This is a genomic window from Cryobacterium gelidum, from assembly GCF_004403985.1.
Taxonomy (GTDB): domain Bacteria; phylum Actinomycetota; class Actinomycetes; order Actinomycetales; family Microbacteriaceae; genus Cryobacterium; species Cryobacterium gelidum.
In genome coordinates this window covers 73,505-88,553 of the sequence record NZ_SOHL01000009.1, presented here as the reverse complement: position 1 = coordinate 88,553, position 15,049 = coordinate 73,505, and the positions used below count along the sequence as shown (strand labels likewise).

The window sequence follows — 15,049 nt, the reverse complement described above, 5'->3', positions numbered from 1 at the left end:
ATCGGACGAGCTCCGGGGGTGTGGATCTGCGCACGGAAAATACCGCACGCAAAATTCCGCTGGTCGGCTGTAGCAGCCAACCAACTCGTGCGCCTCCCGTCCGGACTGTGACCGTCGGTGCTGGAGTTTCACCAGCTCAACCGCTTCGTCCCCCAAACGTTCTCGAGGGACTAACGGGTCGCGGACTTTAACCGCCGGTTCGGAATTACACCGACCCCGGAGCACGTGTACTGCAAGTACTACTTCTAGTTATAGTGCAACAGGCTGCACGCCGCGTTATTCCCGCCGACATCCGCTGTCACGGGTACGAGTTCAGGGGGCTCCGACCAGGGCGCGGGCGGTGCTCTCGTCGACGAACAGGTCGGTGATGAGCCGCGCGGCGAGGGCCCCGCGCAGGCTGGCGAGCTTGGAGCGGCCGGCTACCACGCAGATGCGGCGTGGGGTGCGGCGTAGCACGGTGAAGTCCGGGCCGGTCGAGCGTTCATTCAGGGCGATGCCGTCGGTCGAGCCGTCGGCGCGGTAGAACACGGTCGCCACATCGCCGACGACGCTGGCCGCGCTGAGCTCATCGAATTCGGCCTGTTCGAGGTATCCGCCGGCGTACACGCGGCTGACCACGCCGGAAAAGGGGGAACCGAGACCGAATAAGGCGATGTCCATGATGGCTTGCATCTCGAGCAGGCGGCTGACGCTGCGCTCCCGCCACAACGCCTGCTTGGTCGCCGGGTCGTCGAAGAATGCGGGTACCGGGAACTGCTGCACGTGCGCGCCGAACGCCGTGCCGAAACGTCCGAGGATTTCGCTCGCATAGCCCAGGCCGGTCGTGCGCATGTTTCCGGCTCCGTTGAGCTGCACGATCTGCGAGTTGTGCGTTTGTTTCGGGGTAACGTGCCGGCTGATCGCGTTCATGGTGGAACCCCACGCGATGCCCATGGTCATGTTGGAGTCGAAATACTGACCGAGAATTCGTGCAACGGATAGGGCCACCCGCTCGAGCCGATCGACGTCGGTAGCACTGTCGGGCACCGGAACCACGTGCGCGGTGATCTGAAACCGAGCGTCGAGCTGCTGCTCGAGGTGACTCGGGGCATCCAGGGGAGACTTGATCTGGATGTCGACCAAACCCGTCTCCCTGGCATGGCTGAGCAGGCGGGAGACCGAGGAGCGGGAGGTGTGGAGCTCGTGAGCGATGGCATCCATCGTGAGGTCCTGCATGTAATACAGGTGTGCCGCGGTGAGTGCGTCGCGGCTGCGATCGGATTGCACGGGATCGGGCATCGGATCAATAGCGTAGGTCACAGCGGCTCCTTGCACGTATGTTCAATCCAGTTGAGAAATTGTGTCGTCCTGTCAGACTGAATCTATTCACATGGCTTGCCCCGCGCAAATCCACTGCGCAGATTCACACCGGGCCTGCCCCGAGACAGAGGTGACAACAATGTCGTTCCAACACGAACAGACGCCGTCCGCGATCTCCGACCGTCCCCGCGCCCAGGTGCTCATCATCGGCGCCGGCATCAATGGCATCGCTACCTTCCGCGACCTGGCCCTGCAGGGCGTTGATGTGGTCCTCGTGGAGAAGAACGACTATGTTTCGGGTGCTTCGTCGGCGAGTTCGCATATGATTCACGGTGGGGTGCGTTACCTCGAAAACGGCGAATTCCGCCTCGTCAAGGAATCGGTCGAGGAGCGCAACAGCCTCCTCAAGATCGCGCCGCACTATGTCAAGCCGCTACAGACGACCATTCCCATCTTCTCCGCCTTCTCCGGTGTGATGGCAGCGCCGCTGCGGTTCCTCACCCACAAACAAGGTGCCAAGCACGTAGAGCGCGGTGCCCTGCTCATCAAAATCGGCATGATGATCTACGACGCTTTCTCCCGCGATGGCGGTACGGTGCCGCGCCACGAGTTCAAGGGCCGCACGAAGGCCCTTGCCGCGCTGCCCATGCTCAACCCCGGCCTCAAGTACACGGCCACCTACTATGACGCCGCCATGCACGACCCGGAACGCCTCGCCCTCGACGTGCTGCGCGACGGCCTCGAGGCCGGCCCGCACGCCCGCGCCGCAAACTACGTTGAGGCTGCCGGAATGAACGACACCGGCGTGCTCCTGCGCAACACGATCACCGGCGAGGAATTTCGATTCGAGGCGGATGTCGTCGTGAATACGAGCGGGCCGTGGACCGACCTGACCAACGAGGTGCTCGGCCAGCCGAGCACCTTCATGGGCGGTACCAAGGGCTCCCACGTCGTACTCGACAACCCGGAGCTGCTCGCGGCGACCGGGGGCCGGGAGATCTTCTTCGAGCACGAAGACGGCCGCATTGTGCTGATCTACCCGCTCAAGGGCCGTGTCCTGGTCGGCACCACCGACCTCGAGCACGACATGACCCAGCCGATTCGCTGTACCGAAGAGGAGATCGACTACTTCTTCGACCTGGTCGCGCACGTTTTCCCAACCGTTACGGTAAACCGATCCCACATCGTGTTCCGCTTCGCCGGAGTGCGCCCCTTGCCGCGCCACGACGATGAAGCCCCCGGTTTCGTCTCCCGCGACTACCGCATCGAGTCGCGGCCGTTGCCGCGCACGGGCGCTGCGAACGGCACGCTGCTCAGCCTGGTCGGCGGCAAGTGGACCACCTTCCGCGCCCTCGCCGAGAATCTCAGCACGGACATTCTGAAACTTCTCGGCCTGCCGCGCACAGTCTCCACCGAGGGCCTCGCCATCGGCGGCGGGCGCGACTGGCCTGCTACGGAAGCCGCCACCCTGGTCTGGGTCACCGCCCACGGTGACGAGGTCGGGGTCGACCGTGCAGCGGCACTGCTCGCCCGCTACGGTACCCGGGCGAGCGAGGTCATCGACTTCCTGGCGGACCCGGCCGGTGCACCGGATGCTCCTCTGGCGCACAACGCCGCATACACCCGGCGCGAAATTGAGTTTCTGGCCTCGACCGAGGGCGTCGTTCGCCTGCTCGACGTACTCCTGCGCCGCACCAGCATGGCCTTCGTCGGCGACGTGACCACGCCGTTGATCGAGGAGTTGACGCTCGTGGTCGCCCCCGTTCTCGGCTGGGATGCCGGGCGTCGGGCCGAGGAGATCGAGTTGACTCGCCGAATCCTGAGCGACGTGCACGGGGTCGAGCTCGGCCCGGTCAGCCACAACAACGCCCTGGTCTCGTAGCCGCAGCACCCGGCCGGCAATCTGCACGAACGTGCAGTGGAAATCGGCCGGGGCCGGCGCGCGCGCCGATACCTTTTAGACAAGGTGCTCGACTGCCGCACTCGACAACAAGGTCGATCGGCGAACAGCACTCCCCATCTGAAAGGTCAATGTGGACAATATAGGTGTCGTCTTTATGTCAGAGGTCGTGGGAACGGCCATCCTCGTGCTCCTCGGTTGCGGTGTGGTCGCCAACGTGGCGCTCGCCAAGAACAAGGGCTTGGGCGGTGGGTTCCTCATGGTCACGATCGGGTGGGGCCTCGCGGTCTACGCCGGTGTGATCGCCGCCTACAACTCCGGTGCCCACCTGAACCCGGCCGTCACGCTCGGCCTCGTCGCGAGCGGGGCCGAGACCTTCGGGTCCGGTGTACCGGTCAACGTCGCGTCGACGCTCACCTACATCGGTGCGCAGATGATCGGTGCCATTCTCGGTGCCGTCGTCGTTTGGCTCGCCTACAAGCAGCACTTCGACCTGGAACCGGATGCCGCCAACAAGCTCGGTGTCTTCTCGACAGGGCCGGCCATCCGCTCCTACGGCTGGAACCTCGTCACCGAGATCATCGGCACCTTCCTGCTCGTCTTCGTGGTCATCGGCTTCGGCCGGAACGGGGACGCCGGCGGCCTCGCCGCCCTGGGTGCACTGCCGGTGGCCCTGCTCGTGATCGCCATCGGCGCCTCGCTCGGTGGGCCGACCGGGTACGCGATCAACCCGGCGCGTGACCTCGGCCCTCGCATCGCGCACTTCCTCCTGCCGATCAAGGGCAAGCGGGGCAGCGACTGGTCCTATGCCTGGGTGCCGGTCGTTGGTCCCATCATCGGCGGGGTCCTTGCCGGAGCTTCGTCGGGGGTGCTGCTGCCCATCCTGGGCTAAGCCCGCTCACATATTTTGCAGCATGCGCTGTAGTCGTAAAACTTGCTTTCTCACCTGGAACAACAAAGGAGTTACACATGGCCAAATACATTCTCGCCATCGACCAGGGAACCACCAGCTCCCGCGCGATCGTCTTCGACAAGGCTGGCTCGATCATTTCGACCGGCCAGCTCGAGCACAAACAGATTCTGCCGCAGGCCGGCTGGGTCGAGCATGACCCGAAGGAAATCTGGGACAACACCCGTGAGGCCATCGGCCAGGCGCTATCGAAGGCGAACATCACCCGCCACGACATCGAAGCCGTCGGCATCACCAACCAGCGCGAAACCGCTGTCGTCTGGGACAAAAACACCGGCGTGCCCGTCTACAACGCCATCGTCTGGCAGGATACCCGGACCCAGCCCATCGTCGACCGGTTGGCAGCGGATGGTGGCGTCGACCGGTTCAAAGCGAAGGTCGGTCTACCACTGGCCACCTACTTCTCCGGAACCAAGATCGTCTGGATCCTGGAAAACGTTGAGGGAGCACGCGCGAGAGCGGATGCCGGCGACCTCCTGTTCGGCACCACGGATTCCTGGGTTCTCTGGAACCTGACCGGCGGCATCGAGGGCGGCGTCCACGCGACCGACGTCACCAACGCCAGCCGCACCATGTTCATGGACCTCGAAACCCTGCAGTGGGACGACGAGATTCTCAGCATCTTCGACGTGCCGAAGTCGATGCTGCCCGAGATCAAGTCGTCCTCCGAGGTGTACGGCACTGCAAGCGGGCACAGCCTGCTGCGCGAGGTGCCGATATCCGGAATCCTCGGCGACCAGCAGGCGGCGACTTTTGGCCAGGCCGCCTTCGACCAGGGCGAGGCGAAGAACACCTACGGCACCGGAAACTTTCTGATCTTCAACACCGGTACCGAGATCATCCACTCGAAGAACGGCTTGCTCACCACCGTGGGGTACAAGCTCGGCGACGCCCCGGTGCACTATGCCCTGGAGGGGTCGATCGCTGTCACCGGCTCGCTCGTGCAGTGGATGCGCGACCAGATCGGCATCATCAAGAACGCCAACGAGATCGAAGACCTGGCCAAGACGGTCACGGACAACGGCGGGGCGTACTTCGTGCCGGCTTTCTCCGGCCTGTTCGCGCCGTACTGGCGGTCGGACGCCCGCGGCGCCCTGGTCGGCCTCACCCGCTACGTGAACAAGGGTCACATCGCCCGTGCAGCACTCGAGGCCATCGCCTATCAGACCCGGGAGGTGCTCGACGCGGTCAACGCGGACTCCGGGGTGCCGCTGACCGAGCTCAAGGTCGACGGCGGTGCCACGGTGAACGACCTGCTCATGCAGTTCCAGGCCGACATCATCGGCGTGCCCGTCGTGCGCCCGGTCGTCGCCGAGACCACCGCGCTCGGCGCCGCCTACGCGGCCGGCCTCGCCGTGGGCTTCTGGAGCGGCCTTGATGACCTGCGCTCCAACTGGCAGGAAGACGCCCGCTGGGAGCCCTCGATGGAGCCGGAGGAAGCAGCCCGCCTGCTGCGCAACTGGAAAAAAGCAGTCACGAAAACCCTGGACTGGGTAGACGAAGACGTGCGTTAGCCTCACCCCTTCCACCGGCCGGGCCGCTCCCCATCTCCCAGGGCGCATAACTCCTGCAAATTGCCGTGTCAACTTTCCGGAGGTCCGTGTTTTCGCGGTCCGTAGACACAGCGCGTGCAATCTGCAGGAGTTATGCCTTGGTGACTGCCCGGTGATCCATCAATTCGGCTCGACCGCCCTTCTGGGTGACCGTTTTCACTCCGGGATGGCCCAATCGCGTAACTCCTGCAATTTGATATCTCGGTCCGGCCGACCCGAGTGCTTCCGGGTCAGATTGCGGACTTGTGGGGAGATTGCAGGAGTTAGGCGCTCTCGCGAGTGGTGTGACACGGAAGAATAAACTCGAAAGAGTAAGCACGGAAGAGTTATGCACAGGCGGCTGGAAGTGCTGTTCCCAGATTGGTTGCGGGGAGGTCACAGCCACTGGAAAATGACGACGATCGTCTGCATGAACCCATTCCTGACCTCCCTCGCTGGCCAGTGCCGCATCGTCAGCCGACAAGATCTATTGAACAGCGGCATGCGAGCCAAACACATCACGGCTGCAGTGCGGAGCAATACGCTCATCCGAGTCCGCCGCGATCACTACGCTCTGCCGGGAACCGATCGCCACACCCTCGAGGCGGTTCGCGTCGGCGGGCGCGAAGCCTGCGTTTCGGCGGCCCGGGAGATCGGCTTCTTTGCCTTCGATTCGCAATTCACCCACGTGCATATCCCGCGCGAGGGCTCTCGTCTGCGCAGTCCCCAAAATCGTCACGTTCCGCTGGCGGCCGCTCCGCGGGACGGCGTCGAGCTGCACTGGTGGCCGCTCATCGACAGAACTGATGGCACCGAGTACTGCGTCGGGCCCCGCGACGCCCTCGCCCAGATTATCCAGTGTCAGGAACCTCGCTTTGCTCTCGCGGCGCTCGACACCGCCCTACACGAGCACAAGATTCGGGCAACCGACCTCGATGACATCTTCGCCCATGTCCCCGAGAAGCATGGTGGGCTGCGGTCCCGCATCGATGCGCGAGTGGATGCCGGCCAGGAGTCCATCGTGCGCGACCTGTTTCGTTCCGCCGGGTACCGCTGCGACATCCAGGTGCACATCGACCGGGTCGGCCGGGTCGATCTACTGGTCGAGGGCTGTGTGGTCGTTGAGGCGGACAGCCAGAGTCACCACAAAGCCTGGGAGGAGCACATTCGCGACCGCACCCGAGACCGTTTGCTGGCAGCCCTCGGCTATGTCACACTCCGCGTGCTCTATCAAGACATCATGTTCGATCCGGAGGGCGTGCTTCGGGCAATTCAGAAGCTCGTCGACATTTGCCGGTATGGGAGTCCCCGAGTTTTCACTGCCGCCCAGACAACGGGCATCCGTGGCGCGTAACTCCTGCAGATTTTGCATAAGCCGGAAGAGAAGCCCGCAATGCGAGGCCTCACCGAGCGAAGGTGGCAATTTGCAGGAGTTATGCCCCATGGAGGGCGGCAAACAGGCCTGGCAGGCGGGTGAGAGTGTCGATGCGGAGAACTCCGAGGCGTGCGGCATCATCTGTGTCGGCAGGGCCCATAGCGGATGCGCCGGCTCGGTCGAGCCAGACACCGGTCAGCCCCGCAGCGGCCGCGCCCAGCGCATCCGTGCGTAATCGATCCCCGACGTAGACCGCCGACTCCACGGGCACGTCGAACAGCGCGCAGGCGTGCTCAAAGATGCGTGCGTCGGGCTTGGCAAAACCGAGCGCACCCGAGGTGACGACATGCTCGAACCGGTCGGCCAGGCCGACGCGACGAATCTTCTCGCCCTGAAAAACCGGGTCGCCGTTCGTGATGAGGCCAAAACGCACCCCGGGAATCATCTCGGCCAGCTTATCGATGCAGGGGAGCGCGTCGTCGTGCAGCCGCCAACTGGACCGGTAGCTCTCGAAATACTCGTCAAACCACAGATCCGCCTCGGTGTCGGTCAGTGCGATGCGGAATGACGCCGCGAAATCCTGGGCCCGGGCGCGGCGCTGACCGGCAAAGTCCAAATCGCCGGCGAGGTAGGAGTGATAATGCTCCTCCTCGAGCGCGTTCCACAGCACGGTCGCCGCCGTTCGGTCGCCGGACGCAAAGGCGCCGCCGACCCGGTCGAGGTGCAGCAGAATGCCCACAGCGACCGCGTCCCGGTGCGCGAACAGGGTGTCGTCGAGGTCAAACAGCACAACCCGCGGCACGGTCATCGGGCGAGGGCCGCGGCGGGCCAGCCGGGCTGCGGGCTGCGGTCATCGCCGGCTGCGAGGTGGCCGTGCCACGAGTCGGGGTAGCTTTTGTCGCGGTAGGCGGCGACGGACGGCGCGACGCCGGTATATCGAAACCCCGACTTCCACGCAGCTCGGGCTGACGCGACGTTTCCGAGCAGGCACTCCCAGTGCAGATCATCGATAATCGCCTGTGCGAATGCCCAATCGGCGACGAGCCGTTGCGCTTCGGGAATGAGCCCGCGGCCACGGTGCGGGGCACCCAGCCAGAATCCGATTGACCCCACCCGGTGAACGGATGCGTCCGCCGCGACGGATTCGCCTGTCAGGCGTAGCCCAATCACGCCCAGAAGTCCTGGCCCGGCAGGGTCCCGCAGCGCCCAGGTGTATTCCCGATCCGACAGCCAACCGTCGGGAACATACTCGAGGATGAATCCCTCGGCGTGTGCACGTTCGTAGGGCCACGGAACGGTCAAATAGCGTTCGAAGATCGTGTCCTGGCAGTAGTCGAAGACGCGGTCGGTGTCGCTGGCCGCTAGCTCGTCCAGCAGTACCAGCGGTGAGGAGAGCGAGAACGGCTGCATTAGCGAGGGGGTAGAAAGCCGACGCGGTCGTAGACGGTGGCCAGGGTCTCATTGGCGACATCAGAGGCCCGGGCCGCGTTGGACGCGAGAACCCGGTCGAGCTCGGCCGGGTCACCCAGCAGCTCGGCCACGCGCTGGCGGATCGGATCGAACGTACCCAGAACCACCTCGACGAGCCCCTTTTTCAGGTCGCCATACCCGCGGCCAGCGTATTCGTTCTCGATCGACTCGATCGACTCGCCGGCGAGCACGGAGTAGATCGTGAGCAGGTTGGCCACACCCGGCTTGTTCTCGCGGTCGAAGATTACGCCGCCGTCGGCATCCGTCACGGCCCGCATGATCTTCTTCCGGGTGACGCCGGGCTCATCGAGCAGCCAGATGATACCGGCATGCGACTCGGCCGACTTCGACATTTTCGACGTGGGATTCTGCAGGTCGTAGATCTTCGCGGTCTCCTTCACAATCGCCACCTCGGGAATAGTGAAGGTGTCGCCGAACCGTGAGTTGAAGCGCAGGGCGAGGTCGCGGGTGAGTTCCACGTGCTGGCGCTGATCTTCCCCGACCGGCACCACCGTGGTTTGGTACAGCAGGATGTCCGCCGCCATCAGCGTCGGGTAGGCGAACAGGCCAACGGATGTCGCGTCGGCGCCGTGCCGCACGGACTTGTCCTTGAACTGCGTCATGCGGCTCGCCTCACCGAACCCGGTGATGGTGTTGAGCACCCAGGCCAGCTGCGCGTGCGCGGCGACGTGCGACTGCACGTACAGCGTCGAGGCCGACGGGTCGATGCCAGCCGCGATGTACTGCGCGGCCGTGCCGCGCGTGTTCTCGCGTAGCTTGGCGGGCTCCTGTGCGACGGTGATGGCGTGCAGGTCGACGATGGAGAAGAACGCGTCGTGCGTCTGCTGCAGCGACTTCCAGTTCAGGAGCGCGCCGATGTAATTGCCGATCTGCAGGGACTCGGCGGAGGGCTGCATGCCCGAATAGAGGCGGGGTTTGGTCACGAGCGTGCGTCTTTCGAGAGGTCATAGTCGACGACGACGGGGGAGTGGTCGCTCCAGCGCTGGTCGTATGCTGCGGCCCGGTCGACCGCATAGTTCAGAACGGATGCCGCCAGCTGCGGGCTGGCGAGCTGGTAGTCGAGGCGCCACCCGGTGTCGGTGTCGAAGGCCTTGCCGCGCTGAGACCACCAGGTGTACGGCCCCTCGACCTCTCCGGCCCACCTACGTCCGACGTCGACCCAGCCCAGTCCGGCCCCCGCGTTGTAGTGCGGGTCGCCCTCGCTTCCGAGGATACGGTCGAAATACTCCCGCTCCTCCGGCAGAAAACCCGCGTGCTTCTTGTTGCCGCGCCAGTTCTTGATGTCGAGCGTGCGGTGGCCCACGTTGAGGTCGCCCAGCACGAGCGCGAGCGGGCTGTGCTCGGTCAGCTCGGGCAGCCGGGCTAACATGGCGTCGAGAAACTTGTACTTCTCGATCTGCTTCGGGGTGTCGGTCTCGCCGGAGTGCACGTAGGTGCTCACGACGGTGATCATCTGGCCGTCGACCTCGTAGTCGGCTTCGAGCCAGCGGCCGGCGCTGTCGAACTCTTCGGCGCCGAGGGCAACCCGGTGAATGGATGCGCCCGCCCGGCTGGCGAGGGCGACACCGGCCCGGCCCTTGGCGGTGGCGGCATCGTGCAGAATGTTCCAGTCCGGCCCCAGCAGACCCTCGAGGTCTTCGGTCGAGGCGCGCACCTCTTGAATGGCAAGAATGTCCACATCACGGGTGTGCAGCCAGTCGCCCATGCCCTTGCGGTACGCGGCCCGTACCCCGTTCGTGTTGATACTGGCAATGCGCAGGGGTTTGGCTGAAGACATGGGTCAAGTCTAGTTAGCGCGCGTCTGCCGCATCGGCCAGGGCGTACTCGGCCACCCGCGCTTCCGCCGCCCTCAGTCGACGGCCGGCGGCCCACCGGGCATACCACGGCGACGCATCGAAGTCGGCCCTGGCTGCCGTGAGCTCGGCCTGCGCGGTCAACCGGAGGGCGTCGTGCATCCGTTTCTCCTGCCGGTCTGCGGCCTCATCGGCGCTCAGCATGTGCGGCGGAATGCCGGCGTCGGCCATGCCGACCGCGATCCACGAGGCGGCGATGAGTGTCACGGAACTCACGAGGTTGAACCAGACCAGCAGACCGATGATCACGGCGAAGGTCGCCAGCAGCGGGTTGCGGCTGGCGCCACCGAGGAGCACTCCACCGAGAATTTTCAGGAGTCCGAGGGCGACAGCGCCGAGCAGCGCCCCGGCGAGCAGTCGTCGCAACGGAATGCGCACCCGCGACAGCACCCGGAACAAGCCGGCGAGGGTGAGCATGTCGATGATGAGCACGACAGCGAGGCCGATGCCGCGGGCGGATGCCTCGTAGAAGAACGAGTCCTGCGCAATCTGAAAGAGGCGAAACAGGGCGCCGAGCAGCGCGGTGCTCGCGAGGGAGACGAGCGCCGACACGACCAGGGCGAGTCCGAAGATCAGCCCGAGACCGAGCTCGCGCAGCTTGACCCAGATGAAGAAAGTGGTCTGTGGGGGCATGCCGAAGATGGTCCGTACGGCCTGCGCGGTGGTCGAGAGCCAGCTTAGAGCGGTCAGGAGCAGTCCGGCCAGGGCGATGGTGCCGGTCCAGGTCAGGATGCCCGCAGTGGCGAGCACCTCCGGATCGATGATGCCGTCGGTGCCGATCAGACCCGGAATCGACTGGTTGATGATGGCGTACAGGGCGTTGAGCAGCCCCTGGTTCGCGGTCAGAACGAGCCCAGCGATAGAGAAGCCCACCCAGACGGCGGCGAAAATGGCGAAGATGGCCTGGTACGACATTCCGGCGGCCAGGATTCCGCCACCCACGGTGTTGAAATGGGTCAGCACCCGCACGGGGCGCCAGGCCAGGATGCGCTCTACCAGCTCTTTCACGGTGTCAGCTTAACCGCAGTGCCCGGTGTGGCGGCGAGGGCAGCCGCACGCGGCATCCGCTGCCCACACAATGACAGACACCCCCGTCGAATCGACGAGGGTGTCTGTCACACAATCAATCGGCTATGCCTTGCCGCGCATAATGGCCTGCTTGACTTCGGCGATGGCCTGGGTCACCTGGATACCGCGTGGGCAGGCTTCCGTGCAGTTGAAGGTCGTGCGGCAACGCCACACGCCTTCCTTGTCGTTGAGAATGTCCAGGCGCACGGCCGCATTCTCATCGCGGGAGTCGAAGATGAACCGGTGCGCATTGACGATTGCGGCCGGCCCGAAGTACTGGCCGTCGGTCCAGAACACCGGGCAGCTCGACGTGCACGCTGCACACAGGATGCACTTGGTGGTGTCGTCGAAACGGGCGCGCTGGGCGACCGTCTGAATGCGTTCCTTACCCTTCTCCGGGGTGACGCTGTTCATGAGGAACGGCTGCACCGCCTTGAACGAGTCGAAAAACGGCTCCATGTCCACGATGAGGTCCTTCTCCAGCGGCAGGCCCTTGATGGCCTCCACGTAGATGGGCTTCGTGATGTCGAGGTCCTTCATGAGCGTTTTGCAGGCCAGGCGGTTGCGGCCGTTGATGCGCATGGCGTCCGAGCCGCAGACGCCGTGTGCGCAGGAGCGACGGAAGGTCAGCGAACCGTCCTGTTCCCACTTGATCTTGTGCAGCGCGTCGAGCACACGGTCGGTCGGGTACATCTGCACATCGAAGTCCTGCCAGTGCGGCTCGTCGTCGACCTCCGGGTTGAAGCGACGAATAATGAGCGTGACCGTGAAGGACTTGATCTCCTCAGGAACGACGGGCTTCTGATCAATCGTGGCGGAACTCACTAGTACTTCCTCTCCATCGGCTGGTAGCGGGTGATGACAACCGGTTTCCAGTCGAGTTTGATGTGGTCGGCGGCATCCGCGCTCATGGCGTCACCCTGGAGGTACGCCATGGTGTGCTTAAGGTAGTTCTCGTCGTCGCGCACGAGGTAATCTTCGCGTTGGTGTCCGCCGCGGCTTTCCTTGCGGTTGCGGGCGGAGTACACGACGACCTCGGCGAGGTCGAGCAGGAAGCCCAGTTCGACCGCCTCGAGCAGGTCGGTGTTGAACCGACGGCCCTTGTCCTGCACACCGATGTTCTTGTAACGCTGGCGCAGCAGGTGGATGGTCTCGGTGACCTCGGCGAGCGACTCGTCGGTGCGGAACACCTGAGCCTTCTTGTCCATCTCCTCCTGCAGAATCTTGCGAAGCACGGCAATGCGTTCGGTTCCAGTCGATGAGCGGATACCTTCCAGCAGTTCGCGCACCTCCTTGGCCGGGTCTTCCGGCAGCGGAACGAACTCGGCCGTCTTGACGTACTCGACCGCGTTGATGCCGGCGCGCTTGCCGAACACGTTGATGTCGAGCAACGAGTTGGTGCCGAGACGGTTGGAGCCGTGCACCGAGACGCAGGCGCATTCGCCGGCGGCGTACAGGCCGGGAACGACCTGCTCGTTGTTGCGCCAGACTTCGGCCTTCACATTGGTGGGGATGCCGCCCATCGCGTAGTGCGCGGTCGGCATGACCGGTACCGGCTCGGTGACCGGGTCGACGCCGAGATAGGTGCGGGCGAACTCGGTGATGTCGGGCAGCTTGGTCTCGAGCAGCTCCTTGCCGAGGTGCGTGCAGTCCAGATACAGGTAGTCCTTCTCCGGCCCGGCGCCGCGACCCTCAGCGACCTCCTTGAGCATGCAGCGCGAGACGATGTCACGCGGCGCGAGGTCCTTGATCGTCGGCGCGTACCGTTCCATGAACCGCTCACCGCTCGCGTTCCGCAGAATGGCTCCCTCGCCGCGGGCTCCCTCGGTCAGGAGGATGCCCAGCCCGGCCAGGCCGGTCGGGTGAAACTGGAAGAATTCCATGTCCTCGAGCGGCAGGCCCTTGCGCCAGACGATACCGACACCGTCACCGGTGAGGGTGTGCGCATTGGAGGTGGTCTTGTAGATCTTGCCGAAACCGCCGGTGGCGAAAATGAACGCCTTGCCCTGGAACACGTGCAGCTCGCCGGTCGACAGGTCGAGGGCGACCACGGCCGACGGCTGGTCGACACCATCGACGTTGGTCATGACGAGGTCGAGCACGTAGTACTCGTTGAAGAAGTTGATGCCGCGCTTGACACAGTTCTGATAGAGCGTCTGCAAAATCATGTGGCCGGTGCGGTCGGCGGCGTAGCAGGAGCGGCGAACCGGGCTCTTGCCGTGGTCGCGGGTGTGACCGCCGAAGCGCCGCTGGTCGATCTTGCCATCCGGGGTGCGGTTGAACGGCAAGCCCATGTTCTCGAGATCGATGACGGCGTCGATGGCTTCCTTGGCTAGGATCTCGGCGGCATCCTGGTCGACCAGGTAGTCGCCACCCTTGATCGTGTCGAAGGTGTGCCACTCCCAGTTGTCTTCCTCGACGTTGGCGAGGGCGGCAGCCATTCCGCCTTGCGCCGCACCGGTGTGCGAACGCGTCGGGTAGAGCTTGGAGATGACCGCCGTGCTGGCGTTGGGGCCGGCTTCGATGGCGGCACGCATGCCCGCTCCCCCCGCTCCCACGATGACGATGTCGTGCTGGTGGTAGTGCACGCCGTCTACGACGGTGGCCTCCGAAGTTGGAGTAGCGCCGGGAGGCGTTGTGGAAGAAGTCATATTTATGAGTGCAGCTCCTAGAGGGACGTACAGAACGAGGCGACGAGGTTGGCGGGCGCACCGGCGGGGCAGGGATCGAAGGTGAACACCACGAGGGTGCCGAGCACGATCAGCGAGACAACGCTGACCAGAATCGCGACCTTCAAGATGCCGCGGCTGATCCGCGAGGTGGCGTAGTCGTTGACCAGGGTGCGCATGCCGTTGCCGCCGTGAATGAGCGCGAGCCAGAGCATGATGATGTCCCAGACCATCCAGAACGGGTTGGTGAGCTTGCCGGCGACGAACGCGAAGTTCAGGGCGCTGACGCCCTCACCGATCATGAGATTGACGAACAGGTGGCCGAAGATGAGCACGACCAGCACGACGCCGGAGACACGCATGTAGATCCAGCCCCACTTTTCCCAGTTGACACCGCTCTTTTTCGTGCTGCGGCTATACGGGCTGCGTGGAGCTTCGATTGTTGAAGTCATGTCTGTCGCCCCCTAGTGGCTGAACACGTTGATGAGGTGGCGCGGCACGAATGCCAGCATGGTGACGACCCAGAGGCCGATGACGACGTAGAACAGCACCCGCTGGTACTTGGCGTTCCAGAAGTCGATCAGAATGATGCGCAGTCCATTGAACGCGTGGAACACGATGGCGCCGACGAGTGCGACCTCACCGAGACCCATGATCGGCGTCTGGTACTGCGCGATGACCGCGTTATACGCTTCGGGGCTGACCCGCACGAGTGCCGTGTCGAGAATATGAACGAGCAGAAAGAAGAAGATCGCGACGCCGGTGATGCGGTGCAATACCCACGACCACATGCCCGTGTTACCCCGATACAGGGTGCCGGCGGGGCGACGTGACGTCGTCTTCTGCTGAGAATCTAGGGTTCCTGCCGTCTGTGGCATGAACAACCCTCCCT

Annotated in this window: 14 protein-coding genes and 1 riboswitch; of the genes, 4 read left to right on the top strand and 10 right to left on the bottom strand. The window is 64.3% G+C overall.

What is annotated here, in order from left to right; all coding sequences use genetic code 11:
- Positions 1 to 84 precede the first annotated feature (84 nt).
- Positions 85 to 228, bottom strand: a riboswitch (FMN riboswitch).
- 84 nt (positions 229 to 312) lie between these two features.
- Entirely contained in the window at positions 313 to 1,278 is a 966-nt protein-coding gene (locus E3T50_RS05720; RefSeq protein WP_134551049.1) for a sugar-binding transcriptional regulator, read from the bottom strand.
- A gap of 160 nt (positions 1,279 to 1,438) precedes the next feature.
- Here E3T50_RS05720 and E3T50_RS05715 point away from each other — a divergent pair, with 160 nt between their 5' ends.
- The 4 genes from E3T50_RS05715 (at position 1,439) to E3T50_RS05700 (ending at position 7,055) form a co-directional block, all read left to right on the top strand.
- Positions 1,439 to 3,181: a glycerol-3-phosphate dehydrogenase/oxidase gene (locus E3T50_RS05715; protein WP_134550992.1), complete on the top strand. Its 1,743-nt coding sequence runs from the start codon at positions 1,439 to 1,441 to the stop codon at positions 3,179 to 3,181.
- 175 nt (positions 3,182 to 3,356) lie between these two features.
- A complete protein-coding gene (locus E3T50_RS05710) occupies positions 3,357 to 4,091 on the top strand; it encodes an MIP/aquaporin family protein (protein WP_134460793.1) in 735 nt (244 codons plus the stop codon).
- A 77-nt stretch (positions 4,092 to 4,168) separates the two neighbouring features.
- Positions 4,169 to 5,683, top strand: a complete 1,515-nt coding sequence (glpK, locus tag E3T50_RS05705; protein WP_134460490.1) for a glycerol kinase GlpK — start codon at positions 4,169 to 4,171, stop codon at positions 5,681 to 5,683.
- A gap of 448 nt (positions 5,684 to 6,131) precedes the next feature.
- Positions 6,132 to 7,055 carry an endonuclease domain-containing protein gene (locus E3T50_RS05700; RefSeq protein ID WP_166784213.1) on the top strand — a complete coding sequence of 308 codons (924 nt, stop codon included), beginning with the start codon at positions 6,132 to 6,134 and terminating at the stop codon, positions 7,053 to 7,055.
- A gap of 79 nt (positions 7,056 to 7,134) precedes the next feature.
- Here E3T50_RS05700 and E3T50_RS05695 read toward each other — a convergent pair whose 3' ends face one another.
- The 9 genes from E3T50_RS05695 to sdhC form a co-directional block, all read right to left on the bottom strand.
- Entirely contained in the window at positions 7,135 to 7,884 is a 750-nt protein-coding gene (locus E3T50_RS05695; RefSeq protein ID WP_134550990.1) for an HAD family hydrolase, read from the bottom strand.
- Positions 7,881 to 8,486 carry a GNAT family N-acetyltransferase gene (locus E3T50_RS05690; RefSeq protein WP_134550989.1) on the bottom strand — a complete coding sequence of 202 codons (606 nt, stop codon included), beginning with the start codon at positions 8,484 to 8,486 and terminating at the stop codon, positions 7,881 to 7,883. The genes E3T50_RS05695 and E3T50_RS05690 overlap by 4 nt, the downstream gene beginning before the upstream one ends.
- Positions 8,486 to 9,490 carry a tryptophan--tRNA ligase gene (gene trpS / locus E3T50_RS05685; protein WP_134550988.1) on the bottom strand — a complete coding sequence of 335 codons (1,005 nt, stop codon included), beginning with the start codon at positions 9,488 to 9,490 and terminating at the stop codon, positions 8,486 to 8,488. The genes E3T50_RS05690 and trpS overlap by 1 nt, the downstream gene beginning before the upstream one ends.
- The gene (locus E3T50_RS05680; RefSeq protein ID WP_134550987.1) at positions 9,487 to 10,344 is read right to left on the bottom strand and encodes an exodeoxyribonuclease III; all 858 of its coding nucleotides are present in this window, start codon (positions 10,342 to 10,344) and stop codon (positions 9,487 to 9,489) included. The genes trpS and E3T50_RS05680 overlap by 4 nt, the downstream gene beginning before the upstream one ends.
- Before the next feature lie 13 nt (positions 10,345 to 10,357).
- Entirely contained in the window at positions 10,358 to 11,428 is a 1,071-nt protein-coding gene (locus tag E3T50_RS05675) for a YihY/virulence factor BrkB family protein (RefSeq protein ID WP_134550986.1), read from the bottom strand.
- A 123-nt stretch (positions 11,429 to 11,551) separates the two neighbouring features.
- Positions 11,552 to 12,313, bottom strand: a complete 762-nt coding sequence (locus E3T50_RS05670) for a succinate dehydrogenase iron-sulfur subunit (RefSeq protein ID WP_134550985.1) — start codon at positions 12,311 to 12,313, stop codon at positions 11,552 to 11,554.
- Positions 12,313 to 14,139 carry a succinate dehydrogenase flavoprotein subunit gene (gene sdhA / locus E3T50_RS05665; protein WP_134550984.1) on the bottom strand — a complete coding sequence of 609 codons (1,827 nt, stop codon included), beginning with the start codon at positions 14,137 to 14,139 and terminating at the stop codon, positions 12,313 to 12,315. Before sdhA ends, E3T50_RS05670 begins: the two co-directional genes overlap by 1 nt.
- A gap of 17 nt (positions 14,140 to 14,156) precedes the next feature.
- Positions 14,157 to 14,609 (bottom strand): succinate dehydrogenase hydrophobic membrane anchor subunit, encoded by a 453-nt coding sequence (locus tag E3T50_RS05660; protein WP_134550983.1) that lies wholly within the window; start codon positions 14,607 to 14,609, stop codon positions 14,157 to 14,159.
- A gap of 12 nt (positions 14,610 to 14,621) precedes the next feature.
- Entirely contained in the window at positions 14,622 to 15,035 is a 414-nt protein-coding gene (sdhC, locus tag E3T50_RS05655; RefSeq protein WP_134460461.1) for a succinate dehydrogenase, cytochrome b556 subunit, read from the bottom strand.
- Positions 15,036 to 15,049: the final 14 nt, after the last annotated feature.